Origin of the sequence: Micromonospora qiuiae (assembly GCF_016863555.1) — a bacterium.
Classification (GTDB): Bacteria; Actinomycetota; Actinomycetes; order Mycobacteriales; family Micromonosporaceae; genus Micromonospora; species Micromonospora qiuiae.
In genome coordinates, this window is the sequence record NZ_BOPC01000051.1 from 19743 (window position 1) to 40775 (window position 21033).

Below are 21033 nucleotides of genomic sequence, written 5' to 3' on the forward strand. Positions count from 1 at the left end.
CGCCACGCCGGGCCGGTCCGGTCGGGCCGAGCCGCCGCCACGCCGGGCCGGTCCGGTCGGGCGCCGGATGTGATCGAAACCCGTTGCCGGCGGGCTCGCCGCTGGATAGCGTGGCGGTACACGGGAAAGGAGGTGGTCCAGACTTGTATAGCAATCGGACTCGTGAGGTGGCTGTCCGCTAGCCGCTGTCCTCGACAGTGCGTCCGCCTCTCGGGGCGGGCACGGTAAGAGTCGTCGAGACCGTGTGGCAGCGGTGCGGCGAATCCACGACAAGCCACCCGACCCCCGGGGCGCCGGCCCAGTCCAGCCGGCCCGCGCGTCAGCGCGGAAGCCCCGGGGGTCGCTTCATGCCCGGGGCAGCCGGGCCGGCGCGGGAGGTCGACGTGTCCATGCGGGAGCTGGTGGTGCTCGGGACGGCCAGCCAGGCCCCCACCCGGGCGCGCAACCACAACGGGTACGTGCTGCGCTGGGACGACGAGGTGATCCTCTTCGACCCGGGCGAGGGCAGCCAACGGCAGCTGCTGCACACCGGGGTCACCGCCACCGACCTGACCCGGATCTGCATCACCCATTTCCACGGCGACCACTGCCTCGGCCTGCCCGGCATCATCCAGCGCCTCTCTCTGGACCGGGTGCCGCATCCGGTGGCGGTGCACTTCCCGGCCGAGGGCACCGACTACTTCGCCCGGCTGCGGCACGCCAGCTCCTTCTACGAGACCGCCGAGCTGGTGGTGGCGCCGGTCGAGGCGGACGGTCAGCGGATCGCGCTGCGCTGCGGCACCCTGGAGGCGCGTCGGCTGCGGCACCCGATCGACACGTACGGCTATCGGCTGGTGGAGCCGGACGGGCACCGGATGCTGCCGGAGCGGCTGGCCGCGTACGGCATCAGCGGGCCGGCGGTCGGCCAGCTGCAGCGCGTCGGCCACCTCGACCTGGACGGGCGCCGCGTCACCCGGGAGGAGGTGAGCGTGCCCCGCCCCGGGCAGCGGGTCGCCTTCGTGATGGACACCGGCCTCTGCGACGGGGTGTACGCACTGGCCGAGCAGGCCGATCTGCTGGTCATCGAGGCGACGTTCCTGGAGTCGGAGGCCGCGCTCGCCGCCGAGGTCGGGCACCTCACGGCCGGCCAGGCCGCGCGGGTGGCGGCCGAGTCGGGGGTACGCCGGCTGGTGCTCACCCATTTCTCCCAGCGGTACGCCGACCCGGCCCGCTTCGCCGACGAGGCCCGCGCCCACTTCGACGGCGACCTGGTGATCGCCGAGGATCTGGCCACGGTCCAGGTCCCACCCCGGCGGGTACCCTCGGCCGGGTGACCGTCACGCTACGTCCGGCGACCGCTGAGGATCTGATGGCGGTGGGCCGGCTGCACCAGCGTTCGCGGGTCGCGGCCTATTCGTCGATCCTGCCGCCCGAGGCGCTGGCCGACCCGACCCCGGAGGCGATGGGCGAGTACTGGCTGGCCCGGTGGAGCTATGAGCGGGCCGATCACCGGATGACCCTGGCCGAGCGGGACGACACGCTGGTCGGCTTCAGCTATCTCGGGCCGGACGACGAGGGCGATCCGCACACCGGCCTGCTCAACGCCATCCACCTGGCGCCGGCCGAGCGTGGTCGCGGCGTCGGTCGGACTTTGATGATCGACGCGCTGGCCGACATGCGGGGGCGCGGTTGGCACCGCGCGGTGCTCTGGGTGCTGCGCGACAACACCCACGCCCGCCGCTTCTACGAACACGGCCGCTGGCAGCCCACCGGCGTGGAGCGCGACGACACGATCGGCAAGGTGACCGTCCGGCAGTTGCGCTACGCCCGCCCGCTCTGATGCAAGGAAGGGCCCCTTATTAACGCCTGCGGTAGAGGAAGGGCCCCCTCTTAACACTTGGCGGCGCGGTTCCGCCGCGAGCGTTAATAAGGGGCCCTTGCTATGCACGAGACGTTAAAAGGGGGCCCTTCCTTACACCCTCAGCGGGCGCCGAGGTGGGCGAGCAGGTCCTGGCGGGTGAGTACGCCCTTGGGCTTGCCGTCGATCAGCACCAGCGCGGCGTCCGACTTCTCCAGCAGGCTGACCGCCTCGCTGACCGGCTGGCCGCCACCGATCATCGGCAGCGGTGGCGCCATGTGCCGCTCGATCGTGTCGTGCAGCTGCGCCTGGCCGGTGAACAGCGCATCGAGCAGATCCTTTTCCGCGATCGAACCGGCCACCTCACCGGTGACCACCGGCGGCTCGGCCTTGAGCACGGGCAGTTGCGAGACGCCGTACTCGCGCATGTAGTCGACCGCGTCGCGAATCGTCTCGGTCGGGTGCACGTGCACCAGTTCGGGCAGCCCGCCCGGTTTGCTGGCGAACGCGTCGGCCACCATCGGCTCGTTGCCCGCGTTGTCAAGAAAGCCGTAGCGGGCCATCCAGTCGTCGTTGAAGATCTTGGACAGGTAGCCCCGGCCACCGTCGGGCAGCAGCACGACGACGACGTCGTCCGGGCCGGCGGAGCGGGCCACCTCCAGCGCGGCCACGACCGCCATGCCGCAGGAGCCGCCGACGAGCAGCCCTTCCTCGCGGGCCAGCCGCCGGGTCATCTCGAAGGACTGCTTGTCCGAGACCTCGATGATCTGGTCGGACACGCCCCGGTCGTACGTCTCCGGCCAGAAGTCCTCACCGACCCCCTCGACGAGGTACGGCCGGCCGGTGCCACCGGAGTAGACCGAGCCCTCCGGATCCGCGCCGATGACCTTGACCGTGCCACCGGATGCTTCCTTCAGGTACCGCCCGATCCCGGAGATGGTGCCGCCGGTGCCCACCCCGGCGACGAAGTGGGTGATGCGTCCCTCGGTCTGCTTCCACAGCTCTGGACCGGTGGTCTCGTAGTGCGAACGCGGATTCGCCGGGTTGGCGTACTGGTTGGGCTTCCAGGCGTTGGGGATCTCCCGGGCCAGCCGGTCAGAGACGTTGTAGTACGAGCGGGGGTCCTCCGGTGCGACGGCGGTCGGGCAGACCACCACCTCTGCGCCGTACGCCCGCAGCACGTCCTGCTTGTCCTGGCTGACCTTGTCGGGGCAGACGAAGACGCACTTGTAGCCCTTGAGTTGCGCCACCAGTGCCAGACCGACACCGGTGTTGCCGCTGGTCGGCTCGACGATGGTGCCACCCGGTCGGAGGATGCCGGCTGCCTCGGCCTCCTCCACCATGCGCAGCGCGATCCGGTCCTTCACCGAGCCGCCCGGGTTGAGGTACTCCACCTTCGCCAGCACGGTCGCCTGGATGCCCTCGGCGACGTTGCGCAGTCGCACCAGCGGAGTGTTGCCGATCATCTCGACGACGTTGTCGTAGTACTGCACCTCGGTGTGCCCTTCTCCTCCGGCGCCGGCGCCGCAGGCCGGGGCGGGTTGTTCATGTGGATCCCGCGCCCAGGGTACGTCGGGTCAGGGCACCACGTGCCCGGGGATGACAGAGCTGCGGCGCGACTCCCACTCCAGGAACCGCTCGGTCTCGGCGAGCACCGCGCCGGCCAGCCAGGTGACCATCACTGCGTCGTCGATCAGCCCGAACACCGCGAGGAACATCTCCGGCACCGCGTCGACCGGGGAGACGACGTACGCCGTCGCCGCCGTCATCATGGCCAGCCGCAGGCCGCCGTCGTACCGGCCCCGGGCGGTGGCCGCGATCATCCTGGGCAACGCTCCGAGCCGCGCGCCGAGCGACGGACCGCCCCGGGCACCGGCCGTCAGCGCCCGAGCCAGGGCCACGAAGGCCGCACCTCGCTTCAACGTCTTAGCCATCGTCGTGCTCCTCTCCACGTGCAGCGTGACGACCGGGCGCAACACTCACCATTGAAGTACCCAACACAGTCGTTTTCCAGGCACCTGGGCGCTGCCGTGACGACAGCGGGCTGTCGTAGGGGCGCGCTAATGTCGCGGTGTGGGGGTCACCAAGTCTGCCGTACCGGATCGCCCGCGCTGGACGCGCGCATGGCGGGTGGCTCGCCTGGCGGCGATCGGCACAGGCACCACGGTAGCGGCTGCGGCGGCAACCAGCGGTCTGCTGCTCGGTCAGGCCCGCCAGGCCCGACGCACCATCCCGATGGCCGAGGCGCCACCGCCACGCTGCGACGGCGTCTACGGCGCGAAGTTCCCCGGCCCGGCGCTCACCATGGTCATCCTGGGCGACTCCTCGGCCGCCGGATACGGCGTGCACCGCCGCCGGGAGACACCCGGCGCGCTGCTGGCGACCGGCCTGTCCCGCCGTCTCCAGCGGCCGGTGCGGCTGCATCGCTTCGCCGTGGTCGGCGCCATCTCGGCCGGCCTCAGGTTCCAGGTCGAGGCCGCCCTGGAATGCCATCCCGACGTGGCGGTCATCCTCATCGGCGGCAACGACGTGACCAACCGCACGCCGCCCGCCCTGGCCGTACGCCACCTCGTCGAGGGGGTCCGCGCACTACGCGCCGCCGGCGCCGAGGTGGTCGTCGGCACCTGCCCCGACCTCGGCGCGATCCGCCCGATCCAGCCGCCGCTGCGCTGGCTGGCCCGCCGGTGGAGCCGGCAGCTCGCCGCCGCCCAGACGGTCGCCGTCGTCTCGGCCGGCGGCTGGACGGTCTCCCTCGGCGACCTGCTCGGGCCGCGGTTCAGCGCCGAGCCGGGCCGGATGTTCGCCTGGGACCGGTTCCACCCCTCCGCAGAGGGGTACGCAGTAGCCGCCGCCGCACTGTTACCCACGGTGCTGTCCGCGCTGGGAGCCGGTGCGGAGCGCAGGCCTTCGCCTGGCCGCGTCGAAGGCGTACGGTCATTGCCGAAGGCAGCTCAGGAGGCGGCCCGGCATCCCGGGACGGAGGTCAGCGGCACGCAGGTCCGTGGCAGCGAGAGCGGTCCAGCTGGCCGCTGGGCACGACTGCGCCGCCGGGGGTTCTTCGGTGCCGCTGCCGTGCCACAGTCGAATCCCGCCACCGACTCACCCCCAGTGGAGGGACGCACATGATCGAGTGGATCAGGCGCCCGTACGGCGCCGACACCCCTGGGGCGACGACATGAGCGGTTTGTCTCCCGAAGCCCGGGCCGCCGCGCAGCTGGCCCGTGCCGCTGGCACCTCGCTGCTCGCCGGCGCGCTCGGCGGAGCGGCCGTGCTCGCCGGCCAGGCCGTCGTGGCCCGCAACCGCCGCTACGCCCAGCCCGAGCTGGGTCTGGCGCTCCGGGCGACCATCGGGCGTGTCGGTGCCCCACCGGTACGACTGGTGCTGCTGGGCGACTCCGCTGCCCTCGGCGTCGGAGTCGACCGCCTCGGCGACACCATCGGCGGGCAGTTGGCCGAACTGCTCGCCGAAGGGCCGTCCGGGCGGCTGGTGCACCTGTCCAGCGTAGGTGTCTCCGGCTCGCGCTCCACCGACCTGGCTACGCAGGTGGCCCGGGCACTGCTGGGCGAGCGGCCGGACGTGGCGGTCATCCTGGTCGGGGCGAACGACGCCACCAGCCTGCGCCGTCCAGCCGAGGCCGCCGCCTACCTCGGCGCGGCGGTGCACCGACTGCACCAGGCCGGGGTCGAGGTCGTGGTCGGCACCTGCCCGGACCTCGGCGCGGTACGAGCCATCGCGCCACCGCTGCGTCAGGTCATCGGCTGGGTCGGTCGCCGGATCGGCCGGGCCCAGACGAGCGCGGTGCTCGACGCCGGCGGGACGGTGGTCGACCTGGCCGCCGAGACCGGTCCGGTGTTCCGCGCCGACGCCGGCACGTTCTGCCACGACGGCTACCACCCCTCCGCCGACGGCTATCGGGTCTGGGCACACGCCCTGCTGCCCGCCGTGGCCGCCGCCGCGGCGGTCACCCAACGCCGCTGACCGGCCTTTCCTGGCCTACGGAGGGCCAAGCCCAGTCCGGCCCGAGATCAGCGGTGGCCCCCCGAGCGCGGTCCCTACAGCCCGGTCCCTACCTACAGCGCGATCCCTACACCCGGCCCCTCCAGCGCGATCCCTCCAGCACGATGCCTACGGCGCGATCCCTAGGGCGCGTTTTGAGCGCGATCTTCTGAGCGCAGTCCCTAGAGCGCGGCCCGGATCGCGGCCACCTCGGCGGTGGCCCGGGCCAGGATTTCGTCGGGCGGGGCGGCCGCGAGCAGGTCGGCCGCGACCACCCGGAGCTGGTCGGCCAAGACCAAGTCGTTGTCGAGCCGGGGTACGGTGCGCCGCGGTTGCCCCTCCGCATCGGCGGCCAGGTTGGCGATCTCCTGCACCAGTCGGTGCACCAGATCGGCCCGGGACACGTTGCCGACCGAGGCGGCAGCTGACCATCGTGGTTGCTGCCAGTGCCCCACCTGCCGCACCAGCAACTCCACCCCCCGCCCCAATGCCACATTCCCCACCCACCAAACCCTACCCGCCCCACCCTCGCCCCTACCCCCACCGTCACCCGCTACCCCCGCCCGCCCCCGCCGTCACCCGCCCCCGTCGATCATGCAGTTTCGGTCGCCGGAAAGTCCCTTTTAGGGCCTTATGCCGCGACAAGAAGTGCATGATCGACGGCGGCTGGAGCGGGTGCGGCGTGCGCCGAGGCGCGGCGCGTGGGAGCGGCGGGTGCGGCGCGCGGGAGCGTGGGTGGGAAGGACGACGGCGCCCGTCCCCGGGTGGGGGCGGGCGCCGGTCGCTGGGCGGGCCGGTCAGTCTTCGCCCTGGAAGTAGCTGAGCAGTCGCAGGAGCTCGATGTAGAGCCAGATCAGACTGACCAGGATGCCGAACGCGGCCACCCAGGAGTAACGCTGCGGCAGCCCCATCCGGACGCCGTCCTCGACCTCCTTGAAGCTGAGCACGAAGCTCAGCGCGGCGACCACGATGCAGACGATGCTGAATCCGATGGCCAGCGGGCTGCCGTCGCGCAGGCCGGTGTTGACGCCGAACATCGCCAGCACCAGGTTGATCAGCATGACGGCGAACAGGCCCGCCATCACCGCGATCATGCCCTTGACGAACTTCGGCGTCGCCCGGATGACCCGCGCCTTGTAGAGCATGGCCATCACGAAGAAGACACCGAAGGTGGCGGTCACCGCCTGGAGCACGATGCCGTCGTACAGCGATTCGAAGAACTTGCTGATCGCACCGACCAGAACACCCTCGACGACGGCGTACGCGACGACCAGCGCCGGGTTCGCCATCCGGGAGAACGAGATGATCATGCCGAGCACAAGGCCCACGACGGCGGCGCCGATCCACGCGACGCCGAGCAGCGCGTCCGGCACCAGCACCCAGGCCGCCGCGGCGGCGACGCCGACGATGGCCAGGAGCGTCACCGTCTTGACCACCACGTCGTCGATCGACATCGGGGTGACCGCCGGCGGGGCGGACGGGAAGCCCGGCGCGCCGGGGTAACCGGCCTGCGGCGGGTACTGCTGGGGGTAGCCGGGCTGTCCGTACGGCCCGGTCGGGGCGTACCCGGCGGCCCGCTCCCGCTCGGCCGCCTGCCCGAGCCGAGCGAGCACCGGGTTCGAAGTCTTCACTGTCTGGCCTCCCTAAGGGGGTCGTGGCACGTCAACGCGCGCTATAAGAGTAAACGTCCCCGCCAGCGGGATGTTCATCGGAAAGCTGAGGGAACGCTGAGAGTGCCCGGGGTGGCCCAGCCGACGGCTTACGACCGGCCCTGATGTCCCACCCGGGATGGACGCCCAAGATCCGCCGGGGGAAGGACGTTTTCGATCTCCAGCGCTCGCACCATGGTTTGCGGTGTCCGCGTCCCCGCGGCCCATGCTCGTTGATCCGTTGGAGGTCTCATGGCAGACCACCCACACCCTCGTGGCCTGCGAAGACTGGCCGCAGCCGCCGGAACGCTCGTACTCTCGGCCGGCGTCATCACGGCGGGAGCCGCTCCCCGCCTCAAACCGGACGGAGTTGGTGGCCCTGCCGAGGAACAATCGGGAGAAGACCGGCTCTCCACGGCCTCGGCACCATCCCCTTCCCCGAGCGGGGGCCGCTGATCAAATCCGTCGACGGCCTCGTGGATACGCTGAAGGCCAACGGTTTCAAGGGCTTCGCACGAACATGACCGTCACGCTCACGCTCACCGAGCAGCCGAAGCTCAACGAGGCCGAGCGCATGAAGTTCGCCGGTCTCGGCAACGTGGCGCTCTACGGCAGCAAGACCGAGTTCGGCTTCACTCGAGGGCATCCTCGGCGTGACCAACTACGGCATCAACGGCGACAGGATGCCGACGGGTTGATCCCGTCGGAATGCAGCGACGCGGGGATCACCACCGCCTGAAATTCCCGCTTGGGGTCGAAGAGTTCCTCGGGCGGGTGCGGGATGAGCACCGTGTGCGGATCGCCGAGCAACCCGATGACGCGATGCGCCCTGCACTGGATCGTTCTAGAGACACTCGGGTAGCCCCGGGGCGAGCGCGGCGCGGAGCCCAGCCTGCGGTCCGGCGAGGCGGAGATCGTGTGCCCGGGGCGGGGGTCGAACCCGCACGCCTTGCGGCAGCCGCTTTTAAGGCGGCCGTGTCTGCCGTTCCACCACCCGGGCGGGTGCCCCGACGCGACCGATGACGCGTGGTGCAGTGCCACGGTAGCGGTTTCGCGGCCACTGCGGCGTCCCGCGCTCGTAGCCGCCCCTACGCCGGCCGGCCATCAGATCGACAGGCGTTGTTAAAAAGGGGCCCCTCCTATACCGCAGACGTTAAGAAGGGGCCCTTCCTTACTTCCGGGAGGCTTCGGCGAATTCTTCGCGGGGGTCGTGCAACTGGCCGAGGGCGACCACCTCACGCTTGAGGAGCAGGGCCAGCGTCCAGTCGACCACCACCCGGACCTTGCGGTTCAACGAGGGGATCTGGCTCATGTGGTACGTCCGGTGCATGAACCACGCCGGCCAGCCGGTCATCTTGATGCCGTAGACCTGGGCCACGCCCTTGTGCCGGCCGAGGCTGGCCACACTGCCGGCGTGCTTGTGCTTGTACTCGACCGGCTCCCGGCCCCGGAGCACAGCGACGATGTTGTCGGCCATCCGCTGGGCCTGGCGCACCGCATGCTGCGCGCTGGGCGAGCAGTAGTTGCCCGGCGGCTTGGTCAGGTCCGGCACGGCAGCGCAGTCACCGGCGCTCCACGCGCCCTCGATCACCCGGTCGCCGTCGACCACCTGAAGGGTGGGCAGGCAGGTGAGCCGACGCCGGTCGTCGCGGGGGAAGTCGGTCGCGTCCAGCATCGGCGAGGGCTTCACGCCGGCGGTCCAGACGATGGTGTCGGAGCTGAAGGTGTCCCCGTCGGAGAGCTTGACCACCCCGTCGACACAGGACTCCAGCCGGGTGTCCAGTCGGACGTCCATGCCCCGCTTCAGCAACTGTTGCACCGTGTAGGCGCCCATGTCCCGGTCGACCTCGGGCAGCACCCGCTGGGTGGCCTCGACCAGCACCCACCGCATGTCCGACATCTTCAGCTCCGGGTAGTACTTCAGGGCGTCCCTGGCCATGTCCTCCATCTCGGCGAGCGCCTCGATGCCGGCGTACCCGCCACCGACGAAGACAAAGGTCAGCGCCCGGCGGCGCACCTCCGGGTCGGTCGTCGCGGCGGCCACGTCAAGCAGCTCCAGCACGTGGTTACGCAGGTAGATGGCCTCACCGATGGTCTTGAACCCGATGCCGTGCTCGTGCAGGCCCGGAATCGGCAGGGTCCGGGAAACCGAGCCGGGGGCGACCACGACGTGGTCGTACGCGATCTCGCGGGGCGGACCGACGATCGGCTGGATGGTGGCGGTCTTGCGGTCGTGCTCGATCCGCGTCACCGCGCCGGCCACCACCGTGCACCGACGCAACTCGCGACGCAGCGGCACCACGGCGTGGCGCGGGGAGATGTTCCCCGCCGACGCCTCCGGCAGGAACGGCTGGTACGTCATGTGCGGCTGAGGGTCGACGACGATGACCTCGGCCTCACGGGAGCTCAGCTTCTTCGACAGGCGCAGCGCCGCGTAGAGACCGACGTGCCCGGCGCCCACCACAAGGATCCGTTTCGGATTCACGCCTACCATCTTTCCCCCACCGGCTGCGCTAATCCCGATCCCGGCTCCCGTTCTGTGACCGAGCACAACCAGGCTGTGATCCGGACAACTCTCGATGCTCGGGGCACAACCGGCACCCGCGCACCGGCGTGCACTCCCGTCCCGGTGACCCCTCCGTCACCGACGACGCAGCAGCCAGGCCAGCATCGCGGTCACCGCGAGCGCGATCAGCAGACCGGCGACGGTGACCGCCTGCCAGCCGTCCGCATTCCCACCCGCGCGGGCCAGCTCCAGCAGCAGCACCCCGAACACCGAGGTGGCGAGCAACACGCCTGCGGCCTGGGTGAGCCAACGCACGATCAGCTCCGGGTCCACGACGGCGTCGTACGGCAAGAGCGCGACCAGCGCGCAGAGCGTGTGCGTCAGGTAGAGCGCCACCGCCACGACCATCAGCCGCCACAGCGCGATCGGCCGGTCGTACATGTCGGTGGCGAGCAGCCATCCGGCGACGGTGACCAGCGCCGCGAAGGTCGGCCAGAAGCGGCGCGGCGCCAGCGCGGGAAGCACCGCGACCACGACCAGGGCGCCGAGCGCCTGCCCCGCGACCACCTCGGCGGGGTACGCCAGCAGCAACCCGACCAGTGCCGCGAGGAAGATCCCGAGACGGACCAGAACCGGGGCCAGGGTGATCCGGCCGACCGCCGTGCGCAGCGCCCGGACGCGGCCGGTCAGCGAGGCGATCATCGACGCCGCCCTTCGTCCGTGATCACGGGGGCGCGCCGCGCCACGTCGCCCGCGATCATCGGTTGCCCACCCGGGGCGCGGTGGCCAGCCGGGCCACGTCCCGCAACACCTGGTCGAGGCTGCCCGCGCCGACCCACGGCACCACCGGCACACCGTGTTCCCGCAGCTGCATGATCATGGTGTCCCGGTCCAGCCGCCACAGCCGGTACGCCACCTCGCCCCACCCCTGCTCCTTCGGCGGCGGCAGGTCACTAGGCAGGGTGTCGACGGCCACCACGAACCGTCCCGAGCGGGCCAACCGGGCCATCATCTGCGCCGATCCCTCCTCCAGCAGTGGAGTGAGCACCACCACCAGCGCGTCGGCGGAGAGCAGTTGCGGGCCGAACGCGTGCTCGTCCAACGCGCGCGGAGAGGGCTGGGCCTTCACGTCCAACAGCCACTCCAGCACGGTCAGATACTGTCGCCGTCCGGTGGCCGGCCGCAGCCGGCGGGCGCTCAGGCCGTATTCGAGCAACGCCACCCGGTCGCCCCGGTGCAGGTAGTGCTCGGCGATGGCGGCAGCAGCCCGCACCGTGGTGTCCAGCACCGACGCCGTGCCGCCGATCCCACCGGAGCGGCCCGCCTCGGCGAGCACGTCGAGTAGCACGACCACCTCGGCGTCCCGATCGGAGAGGGTGGCCGCCACGTGCAGCTGCCGGGTCCGCAACGACACCCGCCAGTCGATCCGGCGCAGCCGGTCGCCGGGCGCGAAGATCCGGACCCCGGCCAGTTCGCCGCCCTCGCCGGGGCGGCGTGAGCGGTGGGCGCCGACCAGCCCGGCGGCCCGGGGCATCGCCTCGACGGCCTCGAACGGCTCGGTCTTCGGGTACACCTTCGACCGGACCGGCTCGGCGATCACCGCCCGCGAAATCAACAGCCCCTGTGCCGCGGCCACACGGGCGCCGGCCGGGCCGAGTGGATGCCGTCCCCAACGCAGCGCGCTGCCGCTCAGCTCCAGGTCGATCGCGGTCTCCGGCGCGACCGAGGTGACGAACGGCCGGTCGGCCAGCCCAGGGCGCTCGCCGGCCCCGCTTCGCCCGGCGATCGTACCGCCGGCGAGCGCCACGCGTTCGACCCGCAGCCAGGGCGAGACCCGGGTACGCAGCACCGCCACGTCGTACGACACCGGGCCGGGGTTGCCGACGCTGATCGTGCCGGCCACCGGACCGCCTTCCACCAGGTGCCCCTCGTCGGCTTCGATCTGCACCTCGGGCATTTCGGTGGGGCGGCGGCGCAACGCGTACGCGGTGCCCAGCGCGAACGGGGCGGCCAGCACGACCAGATCCACCCGGCCCAGCAGCACCGCGGCGATCAGGAGCAGGCCGGTGAGCAGCACGGCGCGGCCGAGCGCCCAGGTGGGCGCCCACTGCTGCGGTGCGGATCGGTCCTGACGGGTCACGACGGGTTCAGTGCCCCTGCCGGCCGGAGGCGTAGCTGGGCAGCGCACCGCTGGCCGGCGCCGGTGTCCCGTCGAGGACCTCGCCGACCACGAACGACGGGTCGACCCGGCGCAGCCACATCTCCGGCCGCAGCGTGATCCGGTGCGCCAGCGCCGGCGTCGCCACGTCCTTCACGTCCTCCGGCACCACGTAGTCGCGGCCGGAGAGCACCGCCCGGACCCGGGCCAGCAGCAACAGCGCCAGCGAGCCACGCGGCGAGGCGCCGACCAGCACCGACGGATGTTCCCGGGTGGCGGCGGTCAGCGCCACGATGTAGCGGCCGACCGAGTCCTCCACCACCACGTCCTCCAGGGCCGCCTGCATGGCACGCAGCGTGTCGGCGTCGACGACCGGCTTGATCTCGGCCTCCTCGCGTCGGCGGGCCATCCGCCGGCGCAGCACCTCCCACTCCTCCTCCTGCTCCGGGTAGCCGAACGACACCCGCAGCAGGAACCGGTCCAGCTGCGCCTCCGGCAGCGGGTAGGTGCCCTCGTACTCGACGGGGTTGGCGGTGGCCAGCACGTGGAACGGCTCGTCCAGCCGGTAGGTCACGCCCTCCACCGAGACCTGCTTCTCCTGCATCGCCTCCAGCAGGGCCGACTGGGTCTTCGGTGGGGTTCGGTTGATCTCGTCGGCCAGCAGCAAATTGGTGAAGACCGGCCCGGCCCGGAAGGCGAATTCGCCGCTGCGCTGGTCGTAGAGGAAGGAGCCGGTGACATCGGCGGGCAACAGGTCGGGGGTGAACTGAAGGCGGCGGAAGTCCAGCCCGAGGGCCTGGGCGAAGGACCGGGCGGTGAGCGTCTTGCCCAGACCGGGCAGGTCCTCCAACAGCACGTGTCCACCGGCGAGGATGCCGGCGAGGACGAGTTCGAGGGCATCCCGCTTGCCGACCACGACCTGGCCCACCGCGTCCAGTACCGCCTGGGCGAGGTGACCGACCTCGGTAGGGGGCATCTTCCGGCCGGCGTCGTTCATCAGATCTTCTCCAGTTCGGCGACGATCGCCACGAGGTCGCGCGGCGAGGGGGTGCGGCGGGGCGGGGTCTCCAGGAACGCCGACAGCCGGTCGCCCAACAGGACACGGGCGCGGCCCGGGTCCGACTCGCGGGTCACACCGTGCTTCAGGCGTAACCGCTCGTCGGCCAGCTCAGCGAGACGGGGCAGGATGATCTTGGTGAATCGCTCGGGTCGGTTCCTGGACCAGTCCAGCGGAGTTGCCCAACCGTTGATCGCGGTGCGCAGCGCGTCCCGGGCCATCCAGTTGTACATGCCGTTCTCCTCGCCGCCCCGGGACGCGTCTGCGAGGCGGCGGGACTTCGGCGGCGGGGCGAGCACGGCCACGATCCGGCGCACCAGCAGCAGCGTGAGTACCGCGGCGACCAGCACCAGCAGCGACACCCGCAACCCGACCGCGCGCAGCCCGGCGACGAGCACGAGGGTCGCGGCCGCGGCCACACCGAGGACGCTGAGCACGGTCCGTAGCCGCCCGCCCTCGCGCCGGTCGGGCCGCGGTGGCCGCTCCTCCTCGAAGCTGAGCAGGTCGTCGATGCTGGTCCGGCTCACGCCGTCACCTGCTCGACCGTGGCGGTGAGTTCACCGCGCAGCCGGCGCAGCGCCGCCCGCGCCTGGTCGCGGGTGCGTTCGTCGACCGGACGGGTGGCGTACCGGGCCTCCCGGTAGACGTGCGCGAACTCGGCCAGCACGTCGGCGCTGACGATCGCCGGCACACCGGTGGACGGATCGCCGCGCAGCAGTCGGGTGACCAGGTCGGTGGGGGTGTCACCGGTCAGCCGGGGCACCCCGGCGCCCGCGGCGGCCTCTTCGAGCCGGACCCAGCAGGCGATCACCGCGGTCCGCGGGTCGGTGGACCGGTCGTCCAGTTCGACCAGACCGGCATCGACGGCGGCGACCACCTCACGCGCCGTGCCCTCGGCGCTGCGCCGGGCCGGCCGCGCGGGCAGCCTGCGGGTCACCCGGCGGGCCGCCGCCCGCAGCAGAGTCCAGACCAGATAGCCGAGGGCGGCCACCAGCGCGGCGCCGAACAGCGCCAGCGCCACCGTGCCGAGCCAGGACGGGATCTGCGTACGGGTCTGCTCGGCAGCCTCTCGCGGCTCCACGGGGATCGACGGACGGGGATCATCGCTCGGGTATTCCAGGACGAACGGGGCGTCCTTGGCGACGGGTGGGACCCGGCTCGCACCGATGGACGAGTTCGCGGCCGCCAGGGTGACCGCGGCGAGCAGGCCGGCCACCACCGCGAGCGGCCACCACCTGCGCAGAGCCTCCATCCGGCTACCTCCGGGCCACCGAGGCGTACGTCGGACCACCGCGCTCACTGTCCGTCATCGCCACCGCCCCGCAGCCTCAGTCCACTCCGGCCAATCGCTTCGCCCGGGCGAACACCTCGTCCAGCATTCCTGGTGTCAGCCGTCCCGTGAAAGTGTTCTGCTGGCTGACGTGGTAACAACCGAGCAGTTCCGGTACGGCCGTGCCGGACCAGTGTGCCCCATGGCCGAACGCCGGTCGCGGGCTGGGCGGACGCACGCCGTACACCTCGCGCAACGCCGGCCACCACGCGGCCCAGGCGAACGCACCCAGCGCGACCACGACCCGCAGGGTGGGCCTGACCAGCGCGACCTCCCGGTGCAGCCAGGGCGCGCAGGTGTCCCGCTCGGCCGGCGTGGGCTTGTTGTCCGGTGGCGCGCAGCGTACGGCGGCGAAGATTCTCGTCTGCCGCAGCGCCAGTCCGTCGTCGGCGGCGACGCTGGTCGGCTGGTTGGCCAGCCCGGCGCGGTGCAGCGCGGCGAAGAGCACGTCACCGGAGCGATCGCCGGTGAAGATCCGACCCGTGCGGTTGCCGCCGTGCGCAGCCGGGGCCAGACCGAGGATGGCGATCCTTGCCGCCGGATCACCGAACCCGGGCACCGGTCGGCCCCAGTACTCCTGGTCGCGGAAGGCGGCACGTCGGGTGCGCGCGACCTCCTCACGCCAGTCGACCAGCCGTGGACAGGCGAAACAGTTGCTGATCGCCGCATCAAGGTCGGTCAGGGCGGTCGTCCGCGCCGCGCGGGCGACCACCTCTGCCGGGGTACGCGGCTCAGCCAAGCTTGGCCCGGAAGAGCTCGAGGGTGCGGGCCCAGGCGCTGGTGGCGGCGCGCTGGTCGAACTTCTCCGGCCGGTCCTCGTTGAAGAAGGCGTGTTCGGTGCCCGGGTAGTCGTGCAACTGGCAACTGCCGCCCGCGTGCTCGATGGCCCGGCGTACGGCCTGCACACCCGGCTCGCTGGAGGTGCCGTCCGCCTCCGAGCAGTGGATCAGCGCCGCCTTGCCCGTGTAGTCCGGCCACTCGGTGCGCATCCCCACCCAGGGAAGTCGAGGATAGAACGCGGCGGTGGCGACGATCCGCTCGGTGAAACTCGCCGCCCACAACGCCAGGCTGGCTCCCGCGCAGAAACCCGCGCAGCCGGCCTTTTCGGTGGTCTCGCCGCGCCCGGCAAGGTAATCGGCGGCGGCAGCGATGTCGGCGGCCGCCTCATCCATCTGGGTGCTGTTCAGCATCTGCCGCGGTTCACTCGGCTTGCTCGCCGGCCCGCCGTGCCGGAAGTCGGGCGCCAGGGCGACGAAACCCGCCTCGGCGAAACGGTCCACGACGGCCCGCACGTGGGGCGCCAAACCCCACCAGTCCTGGATGACGATGACCGCGGGGCTGGCCGCACCGGTCGAGGGTATCGCGAGGTACCCCGTCGCGTTTCCCCCATTGACGCGGTAGGTCACCATTTCGCCCATCGGCCCGTCCTCCTAGCGGTCAGTCATCGTTGGCTGGTCGCCCAGTGGGGCTACGTGCCGGTAGCCTGCCACGCCCTGACCGCCTGCGGGAAGACAGCGAAAGAGTGGCATTCACCTCCCGTTCGCCTCTGGTGATCCGGACAACATCGACGGCGGCGCGGCGTGGGCCGCGCCGCCGTCGACTGTGGTGGGGATAACGCTCCCGCCCGCTCAGGCCCGCTTCGTCAGGCAGAGCAGGTAGCCGGTGCTGCCCGGCTTGATGGAGTAGAAGACGTAGCCGTCGTCACCCTCGGTGAAATACTCGTCGCACGCCTCGTCCGAGCGGGCCTGTGCCTCGGTCTGGCCGTCGACCCGACCGACGACGTTGTACACCGCCTGGCTGTCGGTGCAGGCGACCACCTTCGCCCCGTCGACCTTGGTCTCCTTCTCGCCGAGGTTGGTCGCCGACAGCTCGGCGATGCAGTCACCGATCTTCGCCTCGGCCGCCTCGTCGGAGTTGCGCAGGCTGCCGATTCCGAACTTCAGACCCGCGACGACCGCGAAGGCGACGATCGCGCCGACGATGCTGAAGATCTTCCTCTTGCCCCCGCCGGAGGACTGCTCCGACTGGGCCGGCGGTGGCGGCTGCACGCCCGCCACGGGCGGCGCCGGAACGCCCGGCGAGGTATGCGGAGCGTCCGAAGTGGACGGTGGGACTGCCTGCTCTGACACGAATTTTCCTTTCGAGGGATCAATGAGCAGACGACACCGTAGCGATCATCGACGTCGCCCGGTGTCCCGCAGGCCTCATCCGTTCAGCTATTTCCCAGACTTCCCGGACCGTCAGGATCTCGGCGCGAGGCTCCAGGCGATGCCGTCGAGAATGTCGTGCTCCGAAGCGATCACCGAGTCCGCGCCCACCCGTTCCATGCTCACCTGGAGCACGAGCGCCCCCGCGCCGATCACGTCGGCCCGGCCGGGATGCATCACCGGTATCGCCAGGCGCTGCTCGCGGCTCTTCGTCAGCAGCCCCGTGGTCACCTCCGCCACCCGGTCGTACGACACCCGGGCGTGGTGGATCCGGCTCGGGTCGTACCCGGTGAGTCCCTCGGCGATCGCCACCACGGTGGTGACCGACCCGGCGAGCCCCACCAGGGTGGCCGCCTCACGGCCCGGTACGACCTCCAGCGCCCGATCCACCGCCACCGTGATGTCGGCCCGCGCGGCGGCGATCTCGTCCGGGCCGGGCGGGTCGCCACGCAGGTGCCGCTCGGTCATCCGGACGCAGCCGATGTCCATCGAGACGGCCGCCCGCACGCCCGCGTCGCGGTCACCGACGACGAACTCCGTCGAGCCGCCGCCGATGTCCACCACGAGGTACGGCGACCGGGCATCGGCGGGCAGCCCGCGCACCGCGCCGGTGAAGGAGAGCCGAGCCTCCTCGTCCCCGCTGACCACCTCGGGCACGACGCCCAGGGTCCGCTCCACCATGGCCCGGAAGTCGGCCGCGTTGTCGGCGTCACGGGTGGCCGAGGTGGCGCACATCCGCACCCGCTCGGTGCCCAGCTTCTCGATCTCGGCGGCGTAGTCGGCCAGTGCCACCCGGGTCCGCTCGATGGCCTCCGGGGCGAGCCGGCCGGTCCGGTCCACGCCCTGCCCCAGCCGGACGATCTCCATCCGTCGGCACACGTCGACCAACGGCGCGGACGGCTCGGCCGACGGGTCGGGCAGATCGGCGACCAGCAACCGGATCGAGTTGGTGCCGCAGTCGATGGCAGCCACGCGGGTCGTCACGACGAGAACCCTACAGCGACCAGCGGGCCGGTCAGAGGCGCAACAGCATCCGGGTGTTGCCCAGGGTGTTCGGCTTGACCCGCTCCAGGTCGAGGAACTCGGCGACGCCCTCGTCGTACGAGCGCAGCAGTTGCTCGTAGACCTGATGCGGCACCGGGGCACCATCGATCTCGGTGAAGCCGAAGGAGCCGAAGAAACGGGTTTCGAAGGTCAGCACGAAAATCCGCGCCACGCCCAGCTCCCGCGCCGCCTCGATCAGCTCGGCGACGATCCGGTGCCCGATCCGCCGCCCCCGGCAGGCCGGGTCGACGGCGACGGTACGGATCTCGGCCAGGTCCTCCCACATCACGTGCAGCGCGCCGCAACCCACCACCGTGCCGTCGGCGACCCGGCTGGCCACCCGGAACTCCTGCACGTCCTCGTAGAGCGTCACGGTCGCTTTGTTGAGCAACCGGCGGTCGTCGGTGTAGGTGTCGACCAGCCGCCGGATCGCCCGCACGTCCGTCGTCCGGGCACGCCGGATCACGAAGTCGTCGGGCAGGACCCCGTTGCGGGCCGCGTCGACGCTCACTCGGCCTCCGGCACGTCGACGCAGCGGCCCGCCGCCCACCAGGGCTCCACCAGTGCGAGGACCTCGTCGCCGAACGGGTTCGCCCCCGGCCCGGCGGCGAGCGCGTGGCCGAGGTGGACGTGCAGGCACTTGACCCGTCCGGGCATGCCGCCCGCCGAGATGCCGGCGATCTCGGGCACCTCGGCGATCGCCTCCCGGCGGGTCAGGTAGTCCTCGTGCGCGGCGCGGTAGCGGGCGGCCAACTCCGGGTCGGCGGCCAGCCGGTCCGCCATCTCGCGCATCAACCCGGCCGACTCCAGCCGACTGCACGCCGCGGTGGCCCGGGGACAGGTCAGGTAGAACAGCGTCGGGAACGGAGTGCCGTCGGCCAGCCGAGGGGTCGTCTCCACCACGTCGGGCAGGCCGCACGGGCAGCGGTGGGCCACCGCACGGGTCCCCCGTGGCGGGCGTCCGAGCTGCGCGGCCACCGCGGCCAGGTCGGCGTCGCTGGCTGGTTCCCGCTTCGGTGGGGGTACGGAAGCCGCCGCCGGCTCCTGCGGTGGTACGACGGTCACGCTGCGATGTCCTCGTTCACTTGTCGGTCTGGTTGGCGTCGGCGGCCCGCACGCTCGACCAGAGGGTGTCGTACCACGCGTCCGGCGGGGGCGGCGACGTCGGGTCGCCGGGCTCGACGGACTCCCGGGCGGCACCCGCCGGGTCCTCGAGCAGGATGACCATTTTTTCGCCGGGGCGGCGCATGAAGAACCGCTCCCGGGCCTTGGTCTCGATGTACGCCTCGTCCTGCCACTTCTCGGCCTTGATGGTCAGCTCGGCGATCAGCTTGCGCTGGGCCGCCTGCGCGGCCTCCATCCGCTCGATGTCGGCTTGCTGGTCGAGGTAGACCCGGACCGGATAGGTGTAGGCGAGCGCGAGCGCGATCAGCACCGCGAAGAGCACGGTGGCCCGCCCGGTGAGACCTCGGGAGGAGGATGCGGTGCGCCGGATGGCCCCACCGCCGGCCGTGGCACGCCGGGCAGCCGCGGGCCGTTTGGCGGAGCGTACCGCCTCGGCACCGCGGGCGGCCGAGGGCGTACGGCCGGCGGCGGCGCGCGACGTGGCACGGACCCCGCCGTCACGGACGGTGCCCCGACCCGCGCCGGGCCGGCCGGTGCGGCCCGGTCGACGGACCGGGCGCGGACCACCCGGCGTACGGCGCTGCTGCATCACATCCCTCCCCCGAGGTCTCGCACTCGTCAGGCGGAACGGTAGCGCGGGAAGGCGCCCGCGCCGGCGTACCGCGCCGCGTCGGCCAGCTCCTCCTCGATGCGCAGGAGCTGGTTGTACTTCGCGACCCGGTCCGAGCGGGCCGGAGCGCCCGTCTTGATCTGGCCGCAGCCGGTGGCCACCGCCAGGTCGGCGATGGTGGTGTCCTCGGTCTCGCCGGAGCGGTGGCTCATCATGCACTTGAAGCCGGCCCGGTGAGCCAGGTCGACCGCGTCCAGGGTCTCGGTCAGCGAGCCGATCTGGTTGACCTTGACCAGCACCGCGTTCGCCGTCTTCTCGGCGATGCCCCGGGCGATGCGCTGCGGGTTGGTGACGAACAGGTCGTCACCGACGATCTGGATCCGGTCGCCGATCGCGGCGGTCAGCGTCTGCCAACCGGTCCAGTCGTCCTCGGCCAGCGGGTCCTCGATCGACACGATCGGGTACGCGTCGGCGAGCTTGGTGTAGTACTCGCTCATCTCCTCGGCGGTCTTGGTGACCCCCTCGAAGGTGTAGCTGCCGTCGGCGAAGAACTCGGTGGCCGCCACGTCCAAGGCGAAGACGATGTCGGTGCCGAGCCGGTAGCCGGCCTTCTCCACCGCCTCGGCGATCAGGTCCAGCGCGGCGGCGTTGGTGGGCAGGTTCGGCGCGAAGCCGCCCTCGTCACCGAGCCCGGTCGACAGGTCCTTCTTCTTCAGCACCGACTTCAGCGCGTGGTACACCTCGGTGCCGGAACGCAACGCCTCCCGGAAACTGGGCGCGCCGATCGGCGCGATCATGAACTCCTGGATGTCGACGTTGCTGTCGGCGTGCGCCCCACCGTTGAGGATGTTCATCATCGGCACCGGCAGCAGGTGGGCGTTCGGCCCACCCAGGTAGCGGAACAGGCTGAGGTCGGCGCTGCCGGCGGCGGCCTTGGCCACCGCCAACGAGACCCCGAGGATGGCGTTGGCGCCCAGCTCGGCCTTGTTGTCGGTGCCGTCGATGTCGAGCATCTTCTGATCGATGACCCGCTGCTCGCTGGCCTCGTAGCCGATCAGCTCGTCGACGATCCGGTCCTCGATGTTGGCGACCGCCTTCTCCACTCCCTTGCCCAGGTAGCGGCCCTTGTCACCGTCGCGCAGCTCGATCGCCTCGAAGGCGCCGGTGGAGGCGCCGGAGGGCACCGCCGCCCGGGAGATCGTGCCGTCGTCGAGCCCGACCTCGACCTCGACCGTCGGGTTGCCCCGCGAGTCCAGGATCTCCCGGGCCTCGATTACCTCGATGGTTGCCACTGAGTCGCTCCTCGTTCGTGTGCTCTCGTCCGATCTGGGCCGCGACGGTGCGGCTGAGGCAGGTGTTGAACGCAGCGTATCGGTCCCCGCCCGTCGGCACCGCGACCGGGCGGACTGTGGCCCACGGTCCGGCTGCCGACAGGTCGGACATTCCCGGATTCTCGTGCCTCAACCGGCAACCGGTTTGCACGAGTGGGATCCGATCGACCAGTCTGGTCGCC

23 protein-coding genes and 1 tRNA gene are annotated in these 21033 nt (G+C 71.6%); 5 read left to right on the forward strand and 19 right to left on the reverse strand.

The window, feature by feature from the left end; translation table 11 throughout:
- Positions 1–383 precede the first annotated feature (383 nt).
- Both Vqi01_RS18710 and Vqi01_RS18715 read left to right on the forward strand, forming a co-directional pair.
- Positions 384–1313, forward strand: a complete 930-nt coding sequence (locus Vqi01_RS18710) for a ribonuclease Z (RefSeq protein ID WP_204036140.1) — start codon at positions 384–386, stop codon at positions 1311–1313.
- Entirely contained in the window at positions 1310–1819 is a 510-nt protein-coding gene (locus Vqi01_RS18715) for a GNAT family N-acetyltransferase (protein WP_204036101.1), read from the forward strand. Before Vqi01_RS18710 ends, Vqi01_RS18715 begins: the two co-directional genes overlap by 4 nt.
- Before the next feature lie 140 nt (positions 1820–1959).
- On the opposite strand, the gene Vqi01_RS18720 is transcribed toward Vqi01_RS18715, so the two are convergent.
- Together Vqi01_RS18720 and Vqi01_RS18725 are read right to left on the reverse strand one after the other, a co-directional pair.
- Positions 1960–3330: a cystathionine beta-synthase gene (locus tag Vqi01_RS18720; protein ID WP_204036102.1), complete on the reverse strand. Its 1371-nt coding sequence runs from the start codon at positions 3328–3330 to the stop codon at positions 1960–1962.
- Positions 3331–3414: 84 nt separating this feature from the next.
- Positions 3415–3771, reverse strand: a complete 357-nt coding sequence (locus Vqi01_RS18725; RefSeq protein WP_204036103.1) for a YkvA family protein — start codon at positions 3769–3771, stop codon at positions 3415–3417.
- Between the two features lie 139 nt (positions 3772–3910).
- Here Vqi01_RS18725 and Vqi01_RS18730 point away from each other — a divergent pair, with 139 nt between their 5' ends.
- Both Vqi01_RS18730 and Vqi01_RS18735 read left to right on the forward strand, forming a co-directional pair.
- Positions 3911–4963, forward strand: coding sequence for an SGNH/GDSL hydrolase family protein (locus Vqi01_RS18730; protein ID WP_204036104.1), 1053 nt, complete (start codon positions 3911–3913; stop codon positions 4961–4963).
- Positions 4964–5012: 49 nt separating this feature from the next.
- Positions 5013–5816, forward strand: coding sequence for an SGNH/GDSL hydrolase family protein (locus tag Vqi01_RS18735; protein WP_204036105.1), 804 nt, complete (start codon positions 5013–5015; stop codon positions 5814–5816).
- A gap of 200 nt (positions 5817–6016) precedes the next feature.
- Here Vqi01_RS18735 and Vqi01_RS18740 read toward each other — a convergent pair whose 3' ends face one another.
- Both Vqi01_RS18740 and Vqi01_RS18745 read right to left on the reverse strand, forming a co-directional pair.
- Complete coding sequence (locus Vqi01_RS18740) at positions 6017–6337, reverse strand: hypothetical protein (protein ID WP_204036106.1); 321 nt, start codon at positions 6335–6337, stop codon at positions 6017–6019.
- A gap of 294 nt (positions 6338–6631) precedes the next feature.
- On the reverse strand, positions 6632–7465 hold the full coding sequence (locus Vqi01_RS18745) for a Bax inhibitor-1/YccA family protein (RefSeq protein ID WP_204036107.1): 834 nt from the start codon (positions 7463–7465) through the stop codon (positions 6632–6634).
- Between the two features lie 538 nt (positions 7466–8003).
- Here Vqi01_RS18745 and Vqi01_RS18750 point away from each other — a divergent pair.
- Positions 8004–8222 carry a hypothetical protein gene (locus tag Vqi01_RS18750; protein ID WP_204036108.1) on the forward strand — a complete coding sequence of 73 codons (219 nt, stop codon included), beginning with the start codon at positions 8004–8006 and terminating at the stop codon, positions 8220–8222.
- A gap of 180 nt (positions 8223–8402) precedes the next feature.
- Here Vqi01_RS18750 and Vqi01_RS18755 read toward each other — a convergent pair.
- From Vqi01_RS18755 to eno, 15 genes are all read right to left on the reverse strand, one after another.
- Positions 8403–8483 (reverse strand) — tRNA-Leu (locus Vqi01_RS18755).
- A 171-nt stretch (positions 8484–8654) separates the two neighbouring features.
- Positions 8655–9968, reverse strand: a complete 1314-nt coding sequence (locus Vqi01_RS18760) for an NAD(P)/FAD-dependent oxidoreductase (protein ID WP_204036109.1) — start codon at positions 9966–9968, stop codon at positions 8655–8657.
- Between the two features lie 156 nt (positions 9969–10124).
- Positions 10125–10688: a hypothetical protein gene (locus tag Vqi01_RS18765; RefSeq protein ID WP_372444379.1), complete on the reverse strand. Its 564-nt coding sequence runs from the start codon at positions 10686–10688 to the stop codon at positions 10125–10127.
- A 58-nt stretch (positions 10689–10746) separates the two neighbouring features.
- Positions 10747–12129, reverse strand: coding sequence for a DUF58 domain-containing protein (locus tag Vqi01_RS18770; protein ID WP_204036111.1), 1383 nt, complete (start codon positions 12127–12129; stop codon positions 10747–10749).
- Positions 12130–12136: 7 nt separating this feature from the next.
- A complete protein-coding gene (locus Vqi01_RS18775; protein ID WP_204036112.1) occupies positions 12137–13144 on the reverse strand; it encodes an AAA family ATPase in 1008 nt (335 codons plus the stop codon).
- Positions 13144–13731 (reverse strand): hypothetical protein, encoded by a 588-nt coding sequence (locus Vqi01_RS18780; protein ID WP_204036113.1) that lies wholly within the window; start codon positions 13729–13731, stop codon positions 13144–13146. The genes Vqi01_RS18775 and Vqi01_RS18780 overlap by 1 nt, the downstream gene beginning before the upstream one ends.
- Positions 13728–14456, reverse strand: a complete 729-nt coding sequence (locus Vqi01_RS18785; RefSeq protein WP_204036114.1) for a DUF4129 domain-containing protein — start codon at positions 14454–14456, stop codon at positions 13728–13730. The genes Vqi01_RS18780 and Vqi01_RS18785 overlap by 4 nt, the downstream gene beginning before the upstream one ends.
- A 76-nt stretch (positions 14457–14532) precedes the next feature.
- Positions 14533–15273 carry a uracil-DNA glycosylase gene (locus tag Vqi01_RS18790; RefSeq protein WP_372444378.1) on the reverse strand — a complete coding sequence of 247 codons (741 nt, stop codon included), beginning with the start codon at positions 15271–15273 and terminating at the stop codon, positions 14533–14535.
- A complete protein-coding gene (locus Vqi01_RS18795) occupies positions 15266–15952 on the reverse strand; it encodes a dienelactone hydrolase family protein (protein WP_204036115.1) in 687 nt (228 codons plus the stop codon). Before Vqi01_RS18795 ends, Vqi01_RS18790 begins: the two co-directional genes overlap by 8 nt.
- Before the next feature lie 210 nt (positions 15953–16162).
- The gene (locus Vqi01_RS18800; RefSeq protein ID WP_204036116.1) at positions 16163–16663 is read right to left on the reverse strand and encodes an LppU/SCO3897 family protein; all 501 of its coding nucleotides are present in this window, start codon (positions 16661–16663) and stop codon (positions 16163–16165) included.
- 111 nt (positions 16664–16774) lie between these two features.
- The gene (locus tag Vqi01_RS18805; protein ID WP_204036142.1) at positions 16775–17713 is read right to left on the reverse strand and encodes a Ppx/GppA phosphatase family protein; all 939 of its coding nucleotides are present in this window, start codon (positions 17711–17713) and stop codon (positions 16775–16777) included.
- Between the two features lie 43 nt (positions 17714–17756).
- On the reverse strand, positions 17757–18266 hold the full coding sequence (locus Vqi01_RS18810) for an amino-acid N-acetyltransferase (RefSeq protein WP_372444380.1): 510 nt from the start codon (positions 18264–18266) through the stop codon (positions 17757–17759).
- 26 nt (positions 18267–18292) lie between these two features.
- The gene (locus Vqi01_RS18815; protein ID WP_204036117.1) at positions 18293–18850 is read right to left on the reverse strand and encodes a DUF501 domain-containing protein; all 558 of its coding nucleotides are present in this window, start codon (positions 18848–18850) and stop codon (positions 18293–18295) included.
- Positions 18851–18866: 16 nt separating this feature from the next.
- On the reverse strand, positions 18867–19499 hold the full coding sequence (locus Vqi01_RS18820) for an FtsB family cell division protein (RefSeq protein ID WP_204036118.1): 633 nt from the start codon (positions 19497–19499) through the stop codon (positions 18867–18869).
- Between the two features lie 29 nt (positions 19500–19528).
- Positions 19529–20812, reverse strand: a complete 1284-nt coding sequence (eno, locus tag Vqi01_RS18825) for a phosphopyruvate hydratase (RefSeq protein WP_204036119.1) — start codon at positions 20810–20812, stop codon at positions 19529–19531.
- Positions 20813–21033 lie beyond the last annotated feature (221 nt).

Excerpts from the sequence above, each read along its gene's own strand:
- Vqi01_RS18725 (WP_204036103.1), bottom strand. The coding sequence starts at position 3,771 with ATGGCTAAGACGTTGAAGCGAGGTGCGGCCTTCGTGGCCCTGGCTCGG.
- Vqi01_RS18785 (WP_204036114.1), bottom strand. The coding sequence starts at position 14,456 with ATGGAGGCTCTGCGCAGGTGGTGGCCGCTCGCGGTGGTGGCCGGCCTG.
- Vqi01_RS18795 (WP_204036115.1), bottom strand. The coding sequence starts at position 15,952 with ATGGGCGAAATGGTGACCTACCGCGTCAATGGGGGAAACGCGACGGGG.
- Vqi01_RS18775 (WP_204036112.1), bottom strand. The coding sequence starts at position 13,144 with ATGAACGACGCCGGCCGGAAGATGCCCCCTACCGAGGTCGGTCACCTC.
- Vqi01_RS18820 (WP_204036118.1), bottom strand. The coding sequence starts at position 19,499 with ATGCAGCAGCGCCGTACGCCGGGTGGTCCGCGCCCGGTCCGTCGACCG.
- Vqi01_RS18735 (WP_204036105.1), top strand. The coding sequence starts at position 5,013 with ATGAGCGGTTTGTCTCCCGAAGCCCGGGCCGCCGCGCAGCTGGCCCGT.
- Vqi01_RS18750 (WP_204036108.1), top strand. The coding sequence starts at position 8,004 with ATGACCGTCACGCTCACGCTCACCGAGCAGCCGAAGCTCAACGAGGCC.